General features: G+C 58.8%; 18 protein-coding genes and 1 pseudogene. 10 read left to right on the top strand and 9 right to left on the bottom strand.

Features of this window, described 5'->3' with window-relative positions; all coding sequences use genetic code 11:
• Nucleotides 1-72 precede the first annotated feature (72 nt).
• Nucleotides 73-1,197 carry a TRAP transporter substrate-binding protein DctP gene (dctP, locus tag ABD013_RS00095; RefSeq protein WP_343800395.1) on the bottom strand — a complete coding sequence of 375 codons (1,125 nt, stop codon included), beginning with the start codon at nucleotides 1,195-1,197 and terminating at the stop codon, nucleotides 73-75.
• Nucleotides 1,198-1,478: 281 nt separating this feature from the next.
• On the opposite strand from dctP, the gene ABD013_RS00090 reads away from it, so the two are divergent.
• The 5 genes from ABD013_RS00090 (at nucleotide 1,479) to ABD013_RS00070 (ending at nucleotide 7,643) form a co-directional block, all read left to right on the top strand.
• Complete coding sequence (locus ABD013_RS00090; RefSeq protein WP_343800392.1) at nucleotides 1,479-2,252, top strand: FCD domain-containing protein; 774 nt, start codon at nucleotides 1,479-1,481, stop codon at nucleotides 2,250-2,252.
• A 94-nt stretch (nucleotides 2,253-2,346) separates the two neighbouring features.
• On the top strand, nucleotides 2,347-3,507 hold the full coding sequence (doeB2, locus tag ABD013_RS00085) for a N(2)-acetyl-L-2,4-diaminobutanoate deacetylase DoeB2 (protein WP_343800389.1): 1,161 nt from the start codon (nucleotides 2,347-2,349) through the stop codon (nucleotides 3,505-3,507).
• Nucleotides 3,508-3,734: 227 nt separating this feature from the next.
• Entirely contained in the window at nucleotides 3,735-4,997 is a 1,263-nt protein-coding gene (locus ABD013_RS00080) for an aspartate aminotransferase family protein (protein WP_343800386.1), read from the top strand.
• Complete coding sequence (gene doeA / locus ABD013_RS00075) at nucleotides 4,990-6,273, top strand: ectoine hydrolase (RefSeq protein WP_343800383.1); 1,284 nt, start codon at nucleotides 4,990-4,992, stop codon at nucleotides 6,271-6,273. The genes ABD013_RS00080 and doeA overlap by 8 nt, the downstream gene beginning before the upstream one ends.
• Nucleotides 6,270-7,643 carry an NAD-dependent succinate-semialdehyde dehydrogenase gene (locus tag ABD013_RS00070; protein WP_343800380.1) on the top strand — a complete coding sequence of 458 codons (1,374 nt, stop codon included), beginning with the start codon at nucleotides 6,270-6,272 and terminating at the stop codon, nucleotides 7,641-7,643. Before doeA ends, ABD013_RS00070 begins: the two co-directional genes overlap by 4 nt.
• 34 nt (nucleotides 7,644-7,677) lie before the next feature.
• On the opposite strand, the gene ABD013_RS00065 is transcribed toward ABD013_RS00070, so the two are convergent.
• Nucleotides 7,678-7,998 (bottom strand): SMR family transporter, encoded by a 321-nt coding sequence (locus ABD013_RS00065; protein WP_343800378.1) that lies wholly within the window; start codon nucleotides 7,996-7,998, stop codon nucleotides 7,678-7,680.
• Entirely contained in the window at nucleotides 7,995-8,357 is a 363-nt protein-coding gene (locus ABD013_RS00060; RefSeq protein ID WP_343800375.1) for a DMT family transporter, read from the bottom strand. The genes ABD013_RS00065 and ABD013_RS00060 overlap by 4 nt, the downstream gene beginning before the upstream one ends.
• A 131-nt stretch (nucleotides 8,358-8,488) precedes the next feature.
• On the opposite strand from ABD013_RS00060, the gene ABD013_RS00055 reads away from it, so the two are divergent.
• From ABD013_RS00055 to ABD013_RS00040, 4 genes are all read left to right on the top strand, one after another.
• Nucleotides 8,489-9,406: a LysR family transcriptional regulator gene (locus ABD013_RS00055; protein ID WP_343800372.1), complete on the top strand. Its 918-nt coding sequence runs from the start codon at nucleotides 8,489-8,491 to the stop codon at nucleotides 9,404-9,406.
• 119 nt (nucleotides 9,407-9,525) lie between these two features.
• Entirely contained in the window at nucleotides 9,526-10,392 is an 867-nt protein-coding gene (locus ABD013_RS00050) for an MBL fold metallo-hydrolase (RefSeq protein WP_343803925.1), read from the top strand.
• 40 nt (nucleotides 10,393-10,432) lie between these two features.
• Nucleotides 10,433-12,172: a bifunctional protein tyrosine phosphatase family protein/NAD(P)/FAD-dependent oxidoreductase gene (locus ABD013_RS00045; protein WP_343800369.1), complete on the top strand. Its 1,740-nt coding sequence runs from the start codon at nucleotides 10,433-10,435 to the stop codon at nucleotides 12,170-12,172.
• Between the two features lie 33 nt (nucleotides 12,173-12,205).
• Complete coding sequence (locus tag ABD013_RS00040; protein ID WP_343800366.1) at nucleotides 12,206-13,963, top strand: SulP family inorganic anion transporter; 1,758 nt, start codon at nucleotides 12,206-12,208, stop codon at nucleotides 13,961-13,963.
• On the opposite strand, the gene ABD013_RS00035 is transcribed toward ABD013_RS00040, so the two are convergent.
• Nucleotides 13,947-14,414, bottom strand: coding sequence for a methyltransferase family protein (locus tag ABD013_RS00035; protein ID WP_343800363.1), 468 nt, complete (start codon nucleotides 14,412-14,414; stop codon nucleotides 13,947-13,949). The two genes, ABD013_RS00040 and ABD013_RS00035, sit on opposite strands and share 17 nt — an antisense overlap.
• A 313-nt stretch (nucleotides 14,415-14,727) precedes the next feature.
• On the opposite strand from ABD013_RS00035, the gene ABD013_RS00030 reads away from it, so the two are divergent.
• Nucleotides 14,728-15,324 carry a TetR/AcrR family transcriptional regulator gene (locus ABD013_RS00030; RefSeq protein WP_343800360.1) on the top strand — a complete coding sequence of 199 codons (597 nt, stop codon included), beginning with the start codon at nucleotides 14,728-14,730 and terminating at the stop codon, nucleotides 15,322-15,324.
• A 52-nt stretch (nucleotides 15,325-15,376) separates the two neighbouring features.
• Here the strand turns inward: ABD013_RS00030 and ABD013_RS00025 are convergent, their stop codons facing one another.
• The 5 genes and pseudogenes from ABD013_RS00025 to ABD013_RS00005 all read right to left on the bottom strand — a co-directional run.
• Entirely contained in the window at nucleotides 15,377-16,663 is a 1,287-nt protein-coding gene (locus tag ABD013_RS00025) for a TRAP transporter large permease (protein WP_343800357.1), read from the bottom strand.
• Between the two features lie 9 nt (nucleotides 16,664-16,672).
• Nucleotides 16,673-17,149 carry a TRAP transporter small permease gene (locus ABD013_RS00020; protein WP_343800354.1) on the bottom strand — a complete coding sequence of 159 codons (477 nt, stop codon included), beginning with the start codon at nucleotides 17,147-17,149 and terminating at the stop codon, nucleotides 16,673-16,675.
• 55 nt (nucleotides 17,150-17,204) lie between these two features.
• Nucleotides 17,205-18,242, bottom strand: coding sequence for a TRAP transporter substrate-binding protein (locus ABD013_RS00015; RefSeq protein ID WP_343800351.1), 1,038 nt, complete (start codon nucleotides 18,240-18,242; stop codon nucleotides 17,205-17,207).
• A 178-nt stretch (nucleotides 18,243-18,420) separates the two neighbouring features.
• Nucleotides 18,421-19,410, bottom strand: coding sequence for an FAD-binding oxidoreductase (locus ABD013_RS00010; protein ID WP_343800348.1), 990 nt, complete (start codon nucleotides 19,408-19,410; stop codon nucleotides 18,421-18,423).
• A pseudogene (locus ABD013_RS00005) lies at nucleotides 19,410-19,768 on the bottom strand (4-hydroxy-2-oxovalerate aldolase); the annotation flags it as partial. The pseudogene ABD013_RS00005 and the gene ABD013_RS00010, both read right to left, overlap by 1 nt.

The following is a 19,768-nucleotide window of genomic DNA, read 5'->3' as shown; positions in this document are numbered from 1 at the left end:
CAACTACCTCATAGCTACACAGCAAAGAGACTGGGGGAGCCGGTCTCCCCCGTCAGATTCAAGTCGGGAGGATTACTCCATTCCCTCGATATCCTCTTCGGTGATATAGCCAACGGTATCATTCATCATGTACTTGAGCTGCAGATCGAAGATCGCCCTCGCATCCTCGTCCTTGTTGGCCCACTTGTACCAGACCGGAATCGCGGCCTTGCGGAACCGCACAAGATCTTCCTGGCTCAGTCGGGAAACCGTGTCGCCCGCCTCCTTGAACTTCTCCATGGCCTCAATATTGCGCTTCTGAATCATCAGATAGTGGCGCTGGGAGTAGTTGCGTACCTCCTCCTCGACGATTTTCTGGATCTTGGGATCAAGCCTGTTCCATGATCGCAGGTTCACGGTCAGGTCCATCAGGTCTACCGGCTGGTAGACTGACATCACCCCAGGCGGGCCGAACAGAATGTAATCAGTGACCTGGGAGAAGCCCAGTTCCCAGTTAACCGCCGGCCCCACATAGTCCGCCGCATCGATAGTGCCCTTCTCCAGTGCCGGGAAGATATCCGACCCCGGCAGACTGACGGTGGATACACCGAACTGCTGGAACACCTCGGCCACCATGCCACCCGGCAGACGGACCTTCATGCCCTTGAGATCATCCAGGCTGTTGACCGGCTTCTTGGAGTGGATGATGTTGGCGTCATGCTGAATCGGGCCAACGTAGAAAAGGCCGAACTTTTTGTAGATCTCGCGGGTCTTTTCCAGCATCCCGAGCGAGTAGAACATGGTGTCCCACTGATGCGGCTGATCCGGACCTGCCGGATAGGATGAGAGGAAAACCGATGCCGGGATCTTGCCAGACCAGTAAAGAGTAAAGGGGTTCATGCCCTGAATAACGCCATTTCGCACGGCATCAAAGAGCGCATTGTTGTCAGCCGCTACGGATTTGGCCGGGAAGGGTTTAAAGATCAACTCACCGTTGGTCTTGTCCTCCATCTCGTTGCACCACTCTTCAAACAGGGTATAGCCCACGGTTCCGGCATCCCAGACAGACTGGATTTTCCAGGTCTGGGCGGCCTGCGCCGGTGTCGCTGCCAGCATCGACGTACCAGCTACAAGTGCTCCTGCCAGAGCGACGGATTTAAGGAACCCGCGTCTGGGCTTCAGGCCCTCCACGGAAAGGTGCAGATCATCTTTGCTCATGTTGGTTCTCCATGATTGTTATTGTTCGAGCGGAAAACAGAACGGGGCGGAATAGCAGCAGCGGCCGGGTAGCCGTCGAAACCAGCTATCTATGGCGCTGCGTGATGGGAATCATTGGTGAGGGAATCCGGTCCGTCCAGCCAAAGGCAAACTGGTCGGACCAGTTTTTAAACGTTTTACATGGACGCTCTCGGCTGAATGACCGATATTTACTCAAGTGTCGCCGGACACCAGCGGTAAAACCTAAACAATAACGACAACTGGTCGAACCAGTGGATAAGATGCCAAACAGACAGCCCCACTCGACGGCCCAGTCGATCGCCCACCACCTGGAAAAGATGATCATCGATGGCACCCTTGCACCAGACCGCAAGATGCCATCCGAGCGCCAGCTATCGGCACGACTGGGCGTATCGCGATCCATCGTGCGTGAAGCGCTGCACGAGCTGCATGGCCGCGGGATGATCGAAACCCGGCACGGAAAAGGCTCCTTCGTCACCTGCGCGCTGCCTATGCTCGAAGAGAACAGCCCGTTGATGCAGGCCTTTTCCGACCACTCGCGCACGCTGTATGACCTCTTTGAAGTCCGCGAGCAGCTCGAAGGCCAGGCCGCTGCGCTGGCCGCCGAGCGAGCCACCGAGATGGACCAGATTCGTATCACTCGCGCCTTCGAGGCAATGGAGACCGCCGACCCACTGAGCAATGCCGATCTGGATCACGCCTTTCACAGTGCCATTGTTGAGGCCTCCCATAACCCGATCCTGGTGCATATTCTGAGCAGCCTCAAGGAGCTGATGCTCGGCTCGGTACAGGCCTCGGTGATGAACCTGAATCATCGCGAAGCATTCAAACAGCAGATCGACAAGCACCACCGCCAGATCTACCACGCCGTGATCAGCCGCCAGGCTCGCTGGGCACGCAAGGCAGCCATGGCACATGTACGCCATGTCAGTGAAGCACTGCGGCAGATTGAAGAACAGGAGCATCATCTCACCCGCAACGCACTGGACCAGATCGCCAATGACGCGGTCAAGATCTCGCACAAACTGCAGTAGCCGGAAGCCCACCTCGGATACGGTGGACTCGTACTTGAGCTGAACTCCCGCTATCAACTAGTCTGAACAGACTCATCCCAGGCGAGGAAGTACCATGCAGAACCGATGGCAAGAGATAATCACGGCTGCTGTGCAGTTTCGCCACCAACTGCACCGCCAGCCGGAGCTGACCTGGCAAGAGGAAAACACCAGCCGCCTGATCCGTGAACAGCTGGATACACTGAAGATTCCCTGGCGCAGCTGTGCCCGTTACGGCACGGTTGCCACCCTGGCCCCTGATGCCCCGGGCACACACATTGCCCTGCGTGGCGATATCGATGCCCTGCCAATCGATGAGCTGACTGATTTGCCCTACCGCTCCGAGCAGCCGGGTTGCATGCACGCCTGCGGCCATGACGGCCATACCGCCGCGCTCTGGGCTGCCGCCGCCTGGCTGAAAACGCACGAGGCTGAACTGCCCGGACCGGTAACGCTATTGTTTCAGCCCGCCGAAGAGGGCGGACACGGTGCTCACAGCATGATTGAGGACGGTGCCCTCAATGGCGTCGAGCAGATCTATGGCTGGCACAACTGGCCCGCCATTCCTTACGGCCAGGCGGTTTGTCCGGACGGACCGGTGATGTCCGGTAATGGTACCTTCGAAATCGAGCTGCACGGCCAGGGTGGCCATGCCAGTCAACCGGAGCTGTGTCGCGACCCGGTACTGGCTGCTGCCGCCATAACGCTCAACCTGCAGCAGATCGTTAGCCGCCGGCTGCCGCCACAGGCCGCCTGTGTTATCAGCGTCACCCAGATCAAGGCGATCAGCGCTGCCAACGTGACACCGGAAACCGTCTCGCTGGGTGGCAGCATCCGCCTGAGCCAGCCGGAACTGCGTGATACCATCAACTGCCTGATCAAGGAAATTACCGAGGACACCGCACGCAGCTATGGCGTCAACGCTCAGGTCGAAACCGCCAAGCGCTACGAGGCAACCATCAACCATGTCGATGCCGCTACCCGCTATCGCGATGCACTGGAAGCCAGCCTGGGCAGCGACTGGAGCTGTAACAGCATTCACCTGCCCATCATGGCCTCGGAAGACTTCAGCTACTACCTGAACCGTATTCCTGGCGCTTTTGCCCTGATCGGTATGGCACGTGAGGATAATTACCAGCACTCCTGCCACAGCCCCCACTACGTCTTCAACGATGACCTCATCCCCAAAGTGGTAGAAGTATTCGCCCGTCTGGTCGGCGCCCCACTCCCCGAGTAATTCTTCGCTAACAGCCGGAAGCAGAAAGAATATTCACTTCCGGCTTGCTGACCCGCTTTTTGTCTCCTACGTTGAAGGGGAAACAACGTCAAACCGGCTCGCTCAGGGCTGCTGTTTTACTTTCAGCTGTACATCTTCCGGTCATGCACCGGCTCACAAACCCAGATCACTGCTGCAGGCACAGCCTGCGGATGCCGAGCCACAACCCGATGCAGAAGGAGATCTGTATGGAACTGTTTGAACGCTGGGAATCCGAAATCCGTGGTTACTCTCGTGCCTATCCGACGGTTTTCACCAAGGCCTCCAATGCTCGCCAGATAGATGAACAGGGGCGCAGCTATATCGATTTTTTTGCCGGAGCCGGCGTACTCAACTTTGGCCATAACAACCCACGCATGAAGGAAGCGCTGATCCGTTTTATCGAGGCGGACGGTGTGGCCCACAGCCTCGATATGGCCACTGACGTCAAGCGCGACTTTATTCAGGCCTTCGTCGACACCATCCTCAAACCGCGCAACTGGGAATACAAGCTGCAGTTCATGGGTCCCACCGGCACCAACGCCGTAGAAGCCGCACTGAAACTGGCTCGCCGGGTGACCGGTCGCAGCCATATCATCGCCTTCAGTCAAGGGTTCCATGGCATGACGCTGGGGTCATTGGCCTGCACCGCAAACCAGTATTTCCGCAACGCCGCCGGGGTACCGCTGAACCATGTCAGCCATGCACCCTTCGAGACCACTGGCGGCTGCGGCATGGGCTGCCTGAACACCTTGCGCGAAACGCTGGAGAACAGTTCCAGCGGGGTCGATGCACCGGCAGCCTTCATCATCGAACCACTGCAGGCCGAGGGTGGCGTCAACATCGCCAGCCGCGAATGGCTGCTGGAACTGCAGCAACTGGCCCGCGATACCGGTGCCCTGCTGATATTTGACGATATTCAGGCGGGCTGCGGCCGCACCGGCCAGTATTTCAGTTTTGACGGTATGGGACTGGATCCGGACATCATCTGTCTGGCCAAGGGGATCGGAGGCTACGGCACACCGCTGGCGATGAACCTGGTCAAACCGGAGCACGATGCCCACTGGCAGCCGGGTGAACATACTGGCACCTTCCGCGGCCAGGGCTTCTCCTTCGTCGCCGGCCGCGAGGCGCTGCGCTATTTCGAGGATGATGAACTGATGCGTCAGACGCGCCAGCGCGGCGAGCAGGTTCATGCCCGCCTGCAGGCACTGGCCGAGCCCTACCGGGAAGCGGGCTTCGAAGTCCGCGGCAAGGGCATGATGCAGGCACTGGATGTGGTCGATGGTACCCGCGCCAAGGCAATCGCCCGCCAGTGCTTCGAAAGCGGGCTGCTGGTCGGCCCCTGCGGCGTGGGTGGTCGGGTGGTCAAGCTGATCCCGCCATTGACCATTCCCGATGACGACCTGGAACAGGGGCTGCGCCTGCTGGAGGCCGCCGTCAAGCATGTGATGGGGGCCGAAAATGCGTGAACGTGACGATATGACCTTCCCGATCGAGGAATACCAGCGTCGCCTGGGTGAGCTGCGCCAGCGCATGCAAAAGCGGCTGCTCGATGCGGTGATCATCACCGATCCGGAAAATCTGATGTACCTGACCGACTATCAGACCACCGGCTATTCCTACTTCCAGGCACTGGTGGTACCGATTGATGACGAGCCGTTCATGATCACGCGGATGATGGAAGAGTCCAACGTCCACGCCCGCACTTGGGTAGACAAGACGCGCCCCTACTCCGACACCGGCGATGCCATCCAGATGCTGATCGAGTCGCTGCGCGAATTCGGCCTGTCCGACAAGGTGCTCGGCTATGAGCGCAACAGTTACTTCTTTCCCGCCTACCATCAGGACTACTTCAAGACCGCCTTCAAGGGCGGTCGGCTGATGGACTGCTTCGGCATCGTTGAGGAGGGCCGCAAGTGCAAGTCGGCCGCTGAACTGGATGTCATGCGCATCGCCGCCCGTGCCGCTCGCGCCGGCATGGAGGCCGGCATTGAGGTCTGTCAGGCCGGCGTGACCGAGAACGAGATCGGCGGCGCCATCAGTGCTGCCATGTTCCGTGCCGGTGGCGACTTCCCGGCGGTGATGCCCTATGTCACCTCGGGGCCGCGTACCATGATCGGCCACGCCACCTGGGAGGGTCGTACCGTCCAGCCCGGCGAGCATGTGTTTCTGGAGGTCGGCGGCTGCTACCGACGCTACCACACGGCACTGATGCGGACCGTGATCTGCGGCGAACTGAGCGAGTCCATGTACAAGGCGCAGGAAACGATGAAGAACGCCCTGCACCAGATTCGCCATGAGCTGCGACCGGGACTCACCGTCTCCGATGCCGACCATATTGTACGTTCGATCATCACCGATAACGATGTCGGCGCCCGTCTGATTACCCGCTCGGGCTACTCCATCGGCATCGCCTTTCCACCCAGCTGGGACGAGGGCTACATACTCAGTCTCAAGGGGGGCGACAGTTCGGTACTCGAGCCCGGCATGACCTTCCATATCATCCCCTGGATGTGGGGCGTGGACGGCAACAAGACCTGCGGCATCTCCGACACCTTCTACATCACCGAGCGCGGCTGCGGCTCTTTCTTCGAGGAAGTGCCTCAGGACTTTGCCGTCAAACCCGAGACAGACGGCCGCAACCAAATCCCCCAGACAGCGGACGACCACAAGGCTCCGGTTCCCATTACCTCGGCCAGCAATGACAAGCGCAGGCAGAAACGCAAACAGGGAGGCGCCAAATGATGCTGAAAGTGATCAACCCTACCAACGGCCAGCTGCTGCATGAATATCCGGCGCTGGACCCGGCCGGCATGGAAGCACGCATCGACACAGCGACCCAGGCCTTTGCACATTGGCGCAAGCAATCGATTGCGCAGCGTGCCGAAGTACTGAACCGCGTGGCCACGCTGATGCGTGAGCAGGAAACCGATCTGGCGCGCCTGATGACGCAGGAGATGGGCAAGCCGGTCAAAGAAGCGCGAGGCGAGATACAGAAAGCGGCCTGGTGCGCCGAGCATTATGCCGCCCATGCCGCTGATTACCTGGCCCCCCTGACGCTGCTCTCGGATGCCAGCAGCAGCTATGTACAGCACCTGCCACTGGGGCCAGTACTGGGTATTTTGCCGTGGAACGCCCCCTTCTGGCTGGCGTTCCGCTTCTGCGCTCCGGCACTGATGGCGGGCAACACCTGCCTGCTCAAGCACGACCCTCATGTCCCGGCCTGTGCCGAAGCAATCGCCGACCTGTTCGTGCAGGCCGAGGCTCCCGCTGGCATCCTGCAGAACCTGCCGCTGGCCACGACTGCTGTCGAAGGGGCGATCCGCCACCCTCAGGTGCGGGCCGTGTCCTTCACCGGCTCCAGCGCAGCCGGCAGCCGGGTAGCGTCGCTGGCCGCCGCCGAACTCAAGCCAGCGGTACTGGAACTGGGCGGCTCGGATCCGGCCATCGTGCTCAAGGATGCAGACCTGGAGCAGGCCGCCGACGCCATCGTGCTGTCACGGATCATCAATGCCGGCCAGTCCTGCATCGCCGCCAAGCGGATTATCGTGGAAGCGACCGTGCATGACCGCTTTGTCGAACTGTTGAAAGTACGGCTGGAGAAATTACGCCTGGGCGACCCAGCCGATCCGGCAACGGATATCGGCCCCATCGCACGAGAAGATCTGCGGGCAGAACTGAGCCGGCAGGTGGAGGAAACCCTGGCCGCCGGTGCGCGCTGCCTGCTGGGTGGACAAGTCCCTGAAGGAGATGGCTTCTTCTACCCCGTCACCCTGTTGACCGAAGTAACCAATGAAATGGCGGCCTGTCGTGAGGAGACCTTCGGCCCGGTGGCCGTGGTGCTGAAAGCAGACAGTGCCGCGCAGGCTCTGCAGATCGCCAACGACACCGAATATGGCCTGGCCGCCTCCATCTGGACCGAGCGGAATCGAGGCGAAGCGATGACAAAAGAGATCGAAGCCGGGCAGGTGGTGGTCAACGGGCTGGTGAAAACCGATCCACGCCTGCCCAGCGGCGGTATCAAGCGCTCGGGCTATGGCCGCGAATTGGGGCCACACGGCATCCTGGAGTTCGTCAATGTGCAGCAGATCTGGATAGGCCCCAAACGGGAGTGAGCCACCGCAGGGGCGCTATAGACAAAGGCCGAACTCAACCGCCCAGCCGCATCAGCAGGATCGCCAGAATCAGCAGGCTGATACCCAGCCAGCTGATCCAGTTCAGGCGCTGGCCGAATACCATCCAGGTCGCCAGCGCCGTGCCGGTAATCGACAACACACCCCAGATCGCATAGGCGATGAACAGATCCATCGTCTGCACCGCCAGCGCCAGCAGCGCGAAAGCGACCATGATCGCTACAACGGCCAGGGCGCCCCAAACACGGCGACGAAAGCCGTCCGAGTGTTCCAGCGCCAGATTGGCCAGAACATCCAGTACCACCGATCCCAGAAGATAGACCAGAGCGACATTCATACGGCCTCCTTGCGCGCCGGCTCCTCTTGGGTCTGCTGATAATGGTGGCCATAGTTGGTCAGCGCCACACCCACCAGCGCCAGCACCAGACCTGCGGCCTGATACCCAGTGATCTGCTCTCCCAGCCACAACAGGGACATCAGAGCAATGAGTACCATTCCCATGCCTTCCCAGAAGGCGTTTGCCAAGGTAATCGGAATGCGCAGAGTCGCACGACTCAAAAACAGGTAGGACAACCCCACCATCGCTACCGCCACCAAAGTGCCGTACAGCAGATAGCCTTCTTCCACGATCAATTTCATCAGGGTAGTGCCCAGGACTTCCCCCACAACCGCCAGAATCAAAAATATCCAATGCATATATGCCTCAACCTGTGCCGAATCCCGGCACCCTGCCCATGATATGCCTACTTTATCGGCGGTAGATGACAAACCCTAATCGCTCAGCGTCAACTATAATGACGCTGAACTCCTAATAGGCCGATATCACCATGCGCACTGAACACCTGCTCTATTTCGTAACCGTCGCCGAGCAAGGCTCCATCGCCGCTGCCGCCGCTGAACTGGGTCGCAACCGCAGCACGCTCAGCATGGCGATCAGCGCACTGGAAGATGAACTGGATACCCAACTGTTCGTGCGTCGGGGAAACAGCCTGGCCCTGTCTCCGGTCGGCGAGCTGATTCTGGATGACTGCCAACGTCTGCTGACATTGCAGGAGAAGATTCTGTATCGCTGCGCCCTGCCTCCCGGAGAGGAACTCTGCGAACTGAACATCGGCCGTGATGATGTGATGAGCGAATCCTTCTGGCGCCGGGTGATAACCCGGATCCGCACCTCCCTGCCCGGCATCCGCCTGAGCATGCGCTTCGCCGGTGCGGACGAGTTGCCGGAACTGGTACGCCAGGGGCAACTGGACCTGGCCTATGCCATGGCCTTCAACCCCGACTATGCGGGCGACAGCCTCTACCAGCAGATCATCACCCGGATCCGCATGCAGATGATGGCGGCCGAGCACCACCGCCTGGCCCGGCTGACCCACCTGAACAACACCGACCTGTCCGGCTCGACCCAGGTCACCTACCTGGACAGTGACCAGCAGGAACGTTTCTGGCTGGCCAACCTGGGCACCGAAACCCTGGCGCTGAGCAGCTTCGAGCTGATCCGTGATGCGATCAAGGATGGACTGGGCTGGGGCTATGTACCCGAACCTCTGCTGATTATGGAAGAGGAGGATTCCGCCGGTCTGCGCTTTCTCAATCACGGCCTTAACACCGCCTGGTACCCCTACCTGGCCTACAGTCGTGACCCCCTGTCATCACTGAGCAAACCGAACAGCCATACTGACAGGGCCGTGCAGCAGGTTCACCGGATTGTCATCGAAGAGATGCAACAGGCCGGCATCCTCTGACAAAAACATGAAAACCTTGCCGTTTATAACCTTTCCCTATTTGGCAGACAGCCAAATACACATTAGTATTGATGAATAAGTTATAAGCATATAATAAAAAGCAATTTAACCCTGGAGGCATCATGCAACCGATTGTTACCGCTTTCTTCGACGAGCCGACCTTTACCTACAGTTATGTCATTCAGGACCCTGAATCAAACCACTGCGCCATCATCGACTCGGTGCTCGACTTCAACTATGCCGCCGGCAAGACCGCCACTGACTCGGCGGAAGCGATCCTCAGCTTCATCACCGAGCAGAACCTGACCGTGGACTGGATTCTCGAAACTCACGTCCATGCCGATCACCTGTCTGCCGCGCCCTGGTTGCAGGACAAAACCGGCGCCAAAACCGGCATCGGCGCTCATATCACCACGGTCCAGGAAACGTTCGGCAAGGCGTTCAATGCCGGCTCCGAGTTCGCCCGTGACGGCAGCCAGTTCGACGCCCTGTTCAACGACGGCGACGGCATCCGCATCGGCAATCTGGAAGGCAAGGCGATGCATACCCCGGGCCACACCCCCGCCTGCATGACGTACGTTTTCGGTGATGCTGCCTTTGTCGGCGACACCCTGTTCATGCCGGATTACGGCACCGCACGCTGTGACTTCCCCGGTGGCGATGCGCGCACCCTGTTCAGCTCGATCCAGAAGGTGTTCACCCTGCCGGATGAAACCCGCCTGTTCATGTGCCACGACTACAAGGCGCCTGGCCGTGAGGAATACGCCTACGAAACCACCGTCGCCGAAGAGCGTGAACACAACATCCACGTCAAGACCGGCATCAGCGAGGAAGACTTCGTCAACATGCGCACCGAGCGTGATGCCACCCTCGACATGCCACGCCTGATCCTGCCGTCAGTGCAGATCAACATGCGTGCCGGCCATATGCCTGAGGCAGAGGATAACGGCCAGGTTTACCTGAAAGTGCCGATCAACCTGTTCTGACCCAAGCCGGATATACAATAACAATACAGGAGCCGCCAGAATGGAAATTCATCAGTTAACGCCATTTCTCAGTGTCAGTCCGCAGATTACCGCCGCCGATGTGGGCGTTGCCGCCTCCAGAGGGTTCAAGGCCATCATCTGCAACCGCCCCGACAAGGAAAGCCAGGACCAGCCCGGCATGGAGGAGATCCGTGAAGCGGCCAAGCGACATGGTCTGGACTGGCACTACCAGCCGGTCGTTTCGGGTCAGATCACCGACGCTGACGTCGCCCGATTTACCGAACTGATGAACCAGCTCAAGGGGCCTGTACTGGCGTTCTGCCGCACTGGCACCCGTTGCAGCACCCTCTGGGCCCTGTCTGAAGCACCGCGTCTGGACGTGGATGCGATCCTGAAAACCACGGCGGCCGCCGGCTACGACCTCAGCGCCCAGCGCGAGCGAATCGAGCAACTGGCTGCCAACACTCAACCGGCGGAAAAAGGCGCCCGGGTGGCGGCCAAACGCCACGATGTGCTGATCATCGGCGGCGGTGCCGCCGGCCAGGCCGTCACCGGCAGTCTGCTTAAGCGCCGTCCGGACCTGGATATTGCCATCATTGAACCACGCCAGGAACACTACTACCAGCCGGGCTGGACGTTAGTCGGTGGAGGGGTATTCGAACGCAAACAGACCGTCCGCCCGATGTCAGAAGTGATGCCGAAACAGGTCAAGTGGTACCAGGCCGCGGCCTCATCCTTCCTGCCGGAGCAACAACAGGTGGTACTGGAAGATGGTGAACATCTGGGTTACCGCATCCTGATCGTGGCCCCTGGCCTGACACTCGACTGGGACGCCATTCCCGGTCTGCGCGAGACCCTGGGCCGCAATGGCGTCACCTCCAACTACCGCTTTGATCTCGCGCCCTACACCTGGGAACTGGTACAGAGTACGCGCAAGGGCAAGGCACTGTTCACCCAGCCGCCGATGCCGATCAAGTGCGCCGGGGCACCGCAGAAGGCGATGTACCTGGCCTGCGACCAATGGCTGCGCAGCGGCGTGATCAAGGACCTCGACATCGAATTCTGTACCGCCGGTGCCGCCCTGTTCGGTGTCGCCGACTATGTACCGGCACTGATGGAGTATGTGGAGCGTTACGGCATCAACCTCGCCTTCCAGCACACGCTGATCGCGGTGGATGGCGATAAGCGTCTGGCGCGCTTCAAGGTGACCCGAGCCGACGGCGAGGTGGAAGAGGTCGAAAAGTCCTTCGACATGCTGCATGTTTGCCCGCCCCAGCGCGCTCCCAGATTCATCAGCAGCAGCCCGCTGGCTGACGACGCCGGCTGGGTCGAACTGAACCCGGAAACGCTGCAGCACAGTCGCTACGGTGACATTTTCGGACTGGGCGACGCCGGCAACACGCCCAATGCCAAGACGGCAGCCGCCGTACGCAAGCAGGCTCCGGTAGTCGCCGAGAATGTACTCATGGCTCTGGACGGCAAGCCCCCCCGTGCCATTTACGATGGCTACGGTTCCTGCCCGCTGACCGTCGAGCGCGGCAAGATCGTACTGGCTGAATTCGGCTATGGCGGCAAGCTGCTGCCCAGCTTCCCGAACTGGCTGGTCGAGGGCACCCGCCCGAGCCGTTTCTCCTGGCTGCTGAAAGAGAAAATGCTGCCCTGGATCTACTGGAACGCCATGCTCAAAGGCAAGGAGTGGCTGGCCGAACCGGAGATCCTGCGTCACCGCCCGGCCGAACACGAAGCCTCGGCCGCCTGTGACTTTGCCGACAAGAAATAACCCTTGCAACACCCCCGAACAGGATGCGAATCGATGTTAGAACGCTACCTTCCGATACTGCAGTGGCTGAAGGTCTATAACCGCAGCACCCTGACCAGCGACCTGGTTGCAGCCATGATCGTCACCATCATGCTGATCCCGCAATCGCTGGCCTACGCCCTGCTGGCCGGCCTGCCGGCGGAGGTCGGCCTCTATGCCAGTATCCTGCCACTGGTGGCTTATGCCATTTTCGGCACCAGCCGCACCCTCGCGGTGGGGCCCGTCGCGGTGGTTTCGTTGATGACCGCCGCCGCCGTGGGCAACCTGGCACTGCAGGGCACGGCGGAGTATCTGGCCGCTGCCGTCGCGCTCGCGTTCCTGTCCGGGGTCATCCTGATTCTGATGGGCCTGCTGCGCCTCGGCATTCTGGCCAACTTCCTTAGCCACCCGGTGATTTCGGGCTTCATTACCGCCTCCGGGATCATCATCGCGGCCAGCCAGCTCAAGCACATCCTCGGTGTCGATGCCAGCGGCCATAACCTGCTCGAAATCCTGATGTCCATTGGCGGGCACCTGGATCAGCTCAACCTGCCGACGCTGGTCATCGGCGTCAGCGCCACCGCCTTCCTGTTCTGGGTGCGCAAGCAGCTTAAACCGCTGCTTATCAAGCTGGGCATGCAGGCTCGCCTGGCCGACATCGTCGCCAAGGCCGGGCCGGTTCTGGCGGTGGCGGCCACCACGCTGGCGACCTGGGGCATGGATCTGCAGGGCAGTGGCGTCAAGGTGGTGGGCGAGGTTCCCAGCGGCCTGCCCGGGCTGCAACTGCCCAGCTTTGATGCCGACCTCTGGCAGCAACTGCTGGTCTCTGCCCTGCTGATCAGCATCATCGGTTTCGTCGAGTCCGTCTCCGTGGCCCAAACGCTGGCAGCCAAGCGCCGTCAGCGGATCTCACCGGACCAGGAACTGATCGGCTTGGGCAGTTCCAACATCGCCTCGGCGGTATCAGGAGGCTTCCCGGTCACCGGCGGCTTTTCCCGCTCGGTGGTCAACTTTGACGCCGGCGCCGAAACCCCGGCGGCAGGTGCCTTTACCGCCGTGGGTATCGCCATTGCGACCCTGCTGCTGACGCCGCTGATTTTCTTCCTGCCCAAGGCGACGCTGGCGGCCACCATCATCGTGGCCGTACTGTCACTGGTGGATCTGGGCGCCCTGAAGCGAACCTGGGACTATTCGCGCAGTGACTTTGCCGCCATGCTGGCCACCATCCTGCTGACCCTGGTGGAAGGCGTGGAGCTGGGCATTATTGCCGGCGTCGGCCTGTCGATCCTGCTCTACCTGTACCGCACCAGCAAACCACACAGTGCTGTGGTAGGGCGTGTACCCGGTACCGAGCATTTCCGTAATGTAGACCGCTTCGAAGTTGAAACCTGCAACCAGATTCTGACCCTGCGCGTAGACGAAAGCCTCTACTTCGCCAACGCCCGCTATCTGGAAGACCGGATCTATGATCTGGTGGCACGGAAACCGGACGTAAAACACCTGGTGCTGATGTGCCCGGCCGTCAATCTGATCGACGCCTCGGCACTGGAGAGCCTGGAAGCGATCAATCACCGTCTCAAGGACAGTGGCGTTACCTTCCATCTGTCCGAGGTCAAAGGCCCGGTCATGGACCGCCTCAAGCGAACCCATTTCCTCGAGGACCTGAGCGGACAGGTGTTCCTCAGCCAGTATGAAGCCTGGGAAAGTCTGGGTAATCAGACCGGCTGCGGGCATACCGACAGGGACAGCAACAAGGCTAAAGCCACCGCCTGACCTGACGACAGTAGGCTCGATACTCCTCACCGAACAGCCGCTCCAGCATCCGCTCCTCGGGGCGGATCTGGAAACGGGTGATCCACAGCACGAAAAGTACCCAGCCCAGGGGCGCCAGCAGCCAGCCCAGATGGAGCGACCATGCCACCAGAATCAGAAGCAGTGACAGATACATGGGGTTGCGGCTGTAGCGATAAATGCCATGTACAACCAGGCAACTGCTTTTTTCCGGACAGTGAGGGTGTACCGTGGTGCCCGCCTTGAAGAAGTGCCCTACTGCCATCAGTGCCAACAGCAATGACAGCCCCAGGGGCAGCAGAGCCCAGAGCGGTTCCAGACGGACTCTGAGACTATCCGGTGAAAGCCAGTCACCGGCGTATATCAGCAGTGCCACGACCACCGCCACTAGCGGTGGCGGCAATTTCAGCTCCAGTGACCGCATCACTTTCATACCTCTCTATACGAACCCGGCACCGTCAGCACAATTGCCGAGTCAACATCTGCCGTATGAATTCTAGACTGGATCGCGCACAACCATAAAACAAACATTAATGTATGCCTTAAGCAGCAACTTGATCACCATCAGCAAACCTGCCTCAACTAATTGAAACAACAACAGGTAAGATCGTGTCTTGAGCTATAGCAGAAAACAACAATGCATCCTGATAATGCAGCCATAAATTCGCTGTATCCCGGTCACCTTGAATAATATTTCGCGGTATACTGGGACGCACCGACTTATAGATGGAGTGACACTACCAATTATGGCTACCAAACGCCTGTCACGTGCCGACTGGATAAATGCGGCCACTCAAGTTCTGGCCACCAGTGGCATTGATATGGTCCGCGTTGATAACCTGGCCAAGAAGCTGAAAATCACCCGTGGCAGTTTCTATTATCATTTCGACAGCCGTAAAGACCTGCTGCAGGCAATTCTGGACAGCTGGCGCCTCAAGGCCACCGAAGCGGTTATCGAAAGCCTCAAGCAGCGTTCATCCGACAGCAGGGAGCAGCTGTTCGAACTGATGTCCCTGCCGCTTAAGGGCGACAAGGCCCACAAGGCGGCCTCGATCGAGATTTCACTGCGCGCCTGGGCTCGACGTGATGAGATTGCCCGTGCCACCGTGGACGAAGTCGACAGCTATCGTATCAGCTTCATCGAAGACCTGTTCAAGGATATGGGGCACCCCTCCCAGCAGGCCAGTGACCTGGCCCACCTGGTCTACTCCTTCCTCATCGCTTCGTCTCTGGTAGACCCTGATGCGTCTGAAGACACCCGCCGGGAACGCTCCGAGCGTATCGCCAGCTTTCTGGCTGACAACTGCCCGCTGTCCGAGTGCAAATTCCGGGGCCAGGCATAAAAAAACGGCTACCATCCAGGCACAGGACGGTAGCCGCGGTTCAAAGCCCTGATTACATCATGTCGACGAGAACCAGGGACAACGCAGGGAAAGCAATAATCAGCATCAGGCGGAAGATATCCGCGACCAGGAAAGGAAATACCCCTTTGAAGATCACCTTAAGGTCGACATCGGGTACCACTGATTTCAAGACAAAGACATTAAGCCCGACAGGGGGGGTAATCAGACTGATCTCGGTTGCGATCACCACGATAATACCGAACCAGATCAGATCCATCCCCATACCCTGCACCACCGGATAAAACACCGGCACCGTGAGCAGAAGCATGGAGATCGATTCCAGCACGGCGCCCAGTACAAAGTAGATCAGGATGATCACCATCAGCACGCCGATCAGTCCCAGATTGAGACCTTCGATCCACTCCACAATGGTGAACGGCAGGTTGGATACGTTGACCAGGTTGGCAAAGATCAGTGAGCCGATCAGGATCGCCACCAGCGAAACCGTTGTCGCCGCCGAGTCTTCCAGTGCATCCTGCATTTTCTGCATGCACAGCTTGCCGCGAATCAGCGTGATCAAGATGGCACCAACAGAGCCAACACCTGCCGCTTCAGTCGGCGAGAAAAAGCCGAAGTAAATGCCGCCGAGCACAATAAAGATCAACAGCGAAAAGGCCCACAACTGACGAATCGCCAGCAGCTTGTCCTTGAGACTGGCCTCGTCACTGTCAGTACACTTGTCCTTGAGCACATGCACGGTGAACAGCACTGCTGCAATGTAGAACAGCACACCGATGATGCCCGGTATGACCCCGGCCACAAACAGCTTGCCGATATCCGTTTCCGTGATGATGCCGTAGAACACCAGCGCAATGGAGGGGGGGATCAGAATACCCAGAGTACCGCCAGCGGCAATGGAACCCGTTGCCAGGCCATCACTGTAGCCGAACTTTTTCATCGAGGGGTAGGCGATACGTGTCATCGTAGCCGCCGTGGCAAAACTGGAACCGCAGAAGGTGCTGAAGCCCCCTGAAGCACCAATCGTGGTAATGGCCAGCCCGCCCTTGTGGTGCCCGACCAACGCATGCGTCGCGTTATACAACTCCTCCGCCAGCCCTGAGCGGCTGATGATGTTGCCCATCAGGATGAACAGCGGAATGACGGCAAACTCATAAGACAGCACGGTTTCCGTAGCAATCATGCCCAACTGGCTCAGCGCTGCACTCCAGCCCTGGTAGTGTGACAGTCCCAGGATACCCACCAGACCAGTGGCGATGGCGATAGGCACCCGCAGAAAGAGCAATACCAGCAGTACTGTAAAAGCAATCAGCATTTCCATAGGTCGTCCTCAAGCCTCTCCGTTTTCTCTGTCCGGATAGGCCACAACAAGGCTCACCAGCGCAATAATTGCAAATACAGCCATAGCGGCAATGACCAGCCACTTATCAAGCCCCAGGAACATGAAAATATCACCAAACTGCCTGGACTCTTCCATCTGCTTGTAGACCATATAAACAAGTGTGGAGAAAAACACGAGTTCGACTAAATACCCAAACCAGGCAATGACCTCTCCGGCCTTGCCCCTGAACAGTTTTTCCAACAAATCAATCCGGACATGCTTGCGCTTTTTATGGACGTGATAAAGCCCGGAGTAAAAGCAGACCCCCAGACAAATACCCACAACCTCATAGGAAAAGCCGATGGGATGGTTGAAAACAACCCGTCCAAACACATCCATGAATGTAATGCCGGACATGACGATCAGCGCCAGAATCGAAATTTTGGCGCACAGATATTCCATCAAGTTAAGCAATGAAATCCGCATAACAACCTCGGTGGGAAGGTGTCATATCTCGCTTTGAGATATGACACCTGGCCTTTTATTGAGAGATTTTTGCAATCTCTTGACGGTAGAAATCGATCGCTTCCTGACCATCTACGCCCTCTTCTCCGGCTTTCGCCAGCCAGGCCACGCGAACAGGCTCGAAAGCCAGGTCGATGGCCTGATTCAACTGATCGTCCGCCAGCATGTAGTCATCGCCAAGACGGGCCTTCAGCTGCTCTCGCGCCTGCACATCATTGTCATGCCAGAGGCTGCCCATGCGCACCGCCAGCTTTTCACCCGAGATCGCCATGATCGCCTCACGGTCAGCCTCGCTGATCTGGTTCCACTTGGCCTTGTTCATGATGACGAAGGTGCTGTTGGTAAAGATGCCGCCGGGGATCTGAGTGATCTTTTCGACGTAGTTGTCCACCTTGAAACCGGTCAGCAGCTCATCGGACAGCGTCGTACCATCGATGATGCCGCGCGACAGAAACTCACGCAGCTCGGACAATGAACCGGCAATGGGCACCGCCCCCAGCGTCTTCAGGGCCTCCCCCACGACACTGGTCTGGACGCGGATTTTCTTGCCGCTGAAATCGTCCGGCTTGGCGATGGCATCCTCTTTCATGTGGATGTTGCCACCGGATGTCACATGGACCGCCAGGGTCACGACATCATCATGCATGCCTGCCGGCTTGAAGTATTTCTCAAACAGACGCCAGTAGGCAGCCGAGCTGACACCGGCGTTCTCATTGGTAAACGGCAGTTCCACCATCTCCGTCAGCGGGAAGGCACCCGGCGCATAACCATGCGGCCCCCAGGCAATATCGGCAATGCCATTCACCACCGCCTGATAGTTGCGTGTGGGCGGAGCCAGCGGTTTGGCTGAAGGCATCACCTTGACGCGACCTTCGGTCACTTTTTCGATTTCGTCGAAATATTGGTACAGGCCATCTTTTTGCGACCAGTGCTGAGAGGGGAACCACTGGTTGTACCTGAGGGTTACATCAGCAGCCCAAGTGGCGGTAGAAGTGACGAGGGCACCGGTCAGAACGAGTCCGGCTTTGAACGCTTTGCTAGTCTTCATCGACATGGCTATGGCTCCGGTTGTTATTATCTTTTTAACATACAGTACAGTACTGTATTTTCAACATACAAATTCAACTTTGCAACAGCCCCTTGCTAGAACTTAAGTCGGTAGGCTTTTTGGGAAGCTGTCTAAAAGAATGAAACACCGGGGCCGCCTGAGCTGCCCCGGTCAGAAAGATCAATCAGACAAAGGCATCTGCGAAGAAGTTGCCTTCATCAAGACCACATTCGGCGGTAAAGTCACGACGGGCCGAATCGATGACGATAGGTGCGCCACAGGCATAGACCTGATGCCCGGACAGGTCAGCGTAGTCCTCCATGACCGCCGCATGAACAAAGCCCGTGCGTCCGGCCCAGCCTGAAAGCTCATCAGAAAGTACAGGTGTGTATTCAAACCAGCCCAGATCGCTCTGCCACTGACGGCAGAGTTCATCCATGTAAAGATCCTGCGCAGCGCGACCACCCCAGTACAGGTGAACCTTGCGGCCATTGCCACCGGCGATCAGCTGCTCCATCAACGCCTTGATCGGCGCGAAGCCGGTACCACTGGCGAGGAAGAGCGCAGGCGCCTCACTGTCACGCAGATAGAAGGTACCAAACGGCCCCTCGATCGCAACCACGTTTTTCAGCTGGACTTCATCGAAGATCATCGGCGTCGCCTGTCCGCCCGGCACCAGGCGGATATGCAGCTCAATGCATCCATCCACGGCTTCTGCCGTCGCCATGGAATAACTGCGGGTCACCACATTCTTGATGGTCAGATCGACATACTGGCCCGGCACGTAATTGAATACCGTGCCCGGCGCCAGCTTGCAGGTCAGCTTGACCACATCCTCAGCCAGCTGCTCCTTGCCCATCACGCGCGCTGCCACCTTCTGTACCGTTACGCCCTCAAAGCTGGTCACTTCCGGCGAATGCAGTACAACGTCGCTCTTGGCACGTGCCTGACAGGTCAGCACGGTAGCACCGGCACGGTCGGACTCACTCAACTCCAGGCCTTCCGGGTATTCCACCTCACCGGATTTCAGCTCGGTACGGCAATCGCCACACTGGCCATCACGACAACCGTGCTTAAGGACGACACCCGCCTTCAAGCCGGCATCCAGAATGCTGTCAGCCGCGTCGGTTTCGAACGCCTTGCCGACCGGATCAACGGTTACGACATGGTTCATCAGATCAGCCCCTTCTCTTTCGCCATGGTCAGTGCCAGGTCTTCAATCATGTCTTCCTGACCGCCGACGGTACCGCGGCGGCCCAGTTCGACCAGAATGTCACGGGCCTGAATGCCGTACTTCTTCTCCGCGCGCTGGGCAAACAGCAGGAAGGAAGAGTAAACACCGGCGTAACCCAGAGTCAGCGCATCGCGGTCAACGCGGATAGGCTGATCCATGATCGGGAAGACGCGGTCTTCGGCCACATCCATGATCTTGTACAGGTCGATGCCGGTCTCGACACCCATACGGTCCAGCACGGCGCAGAACACTTCCAGCGGCGTGTTGCCGGCACCGGCACCCAGGCCAGCGACAGAGC

The organism is Marinobacterium maritimum (assembly GCF_039523155.1).
GTDB classification, from domain to species: domain Bacteria; phylum Pseudomonadota; class Gammaproteobacteria; order Pseudomonadales; family Balneatricaceae; genus Marinobacterium; species Marinobacterium maritimum.
This window is presented reverse-complemented; position numbering and strand designations above follow the sequence as displayed.

Coding starts and splice junctions, on each gene's coding strand:
- dctP (WP_343800395.1), bottom strand. CDS start 1,197: ATGAGCAAAGATGATCTGCACCTTTCCGTGGAGGGCCTGAAGCCCAGA.
- ABD013_RS00090 (WP_343800392.1), top strand. CDS start 1,479: ATGCCAAACAGACAGCCCCACTCGACGGCCCAGTCGATCGCCCACCAC.
- doeB2 (WP_343800389.1), top strand. CDS start 2,347: ATGCAGAACCGATGGCAAGAGATAATCACGGCTGCTGTGCAGTTTCGC.
- ABD013_RS00080 (WP_343800386.1), top strand. CDS start 3,735: ATGGAACTGTTTGAACGCTGGGAATCCGAAATCCGTGGTTACTCTCGT.
- doeA (WP_343800383.1), top strand. CDS start 4,990: ATGCGTGAACGTGACGATATGACCTTCCCGATCGAGGAATACCAGCGT.
- ABD013_RS00070 (WP_343800380.1), top strand. CDS start 6,270: ATGATGCTGAAAGTGATCAACCCTACCAACGGCCAGCTGCTGCATGAA.
- ABD013_RS00065 (WP_343800378.1), bottom strand. CDS start 7,998: ATGAATGTCGCTCTGGTCTATCTTCTGGGATCGGTGGTACTGGATGTT.
- ABD013_RS00060 (WP_343800375.1), bottom strand. CDS start 8,357: ATGCATTGGATATTTTTGATTCTGGCGGTTGTGGGGGAAGTCCTGGGC.
- ABD013_RS00055 (WP_343800372.1), top strand. CDS start 8,489: ATGCGCACTGAACACCTGCTCTATTTCGTAACCGTCGCCGAGCAAGGC.
- ABD013_RS00045 (WP_343800369.1), top strand. CDS start 10,433: ATGGAAATTCATCAGTTAACGCCATTTCTCAGTGTCAGTCCGCAGATT.
- ABD013_RS00040 (WP_343800366.1), top strand. CDS start 12,206: ATGTTAGAACGCTACCTTCCGATACTGCAGTGGCTGAAGGTCTATAAC.
- ABD013_RS00035 (WP_343800363.1), bottom strand. CDS start 14,414: ATGAAAGTGATGCGGTCACTGGAGCTGAAATTGCCGCCACCGCTAGTG.
- ABD013_RS00030 (WP_343800360.1), top strand. CDS start 14,728: ATGGCTACCAAACGCCTGTCACGTGCCGACTGGATAAATGCGGCCACT.
- ABD013_RS00025 (WP_343800357.1), bottom strand. CDS start 16,663: ATGGAAATGCTGATTGCTTTTACAGTACTGCTGGTATTGCTCTTTCTG.
- ABD013_RS00020 (WP_343800354.1), bottom strand. CDS start 17,149: ATGCGGATTTCATTGCTTAACTTGATGGAATATCTGTGCGCCAAAATT.
- ABD013_RS00015 (WP_343800351.1), bottom strand. CDS start 18,242: ATGTCGATGAAGACTAGCAAAGCGTTCAAAGCCGGACTCGTTCTGACC.
- ABD013_RS00010 (WP_343800348.1), bottom strand. CDS start 19,410: ATGAACCATGTCGTAACCGTTGATCCGGTCGGCAAGGCGTTCGAAACC.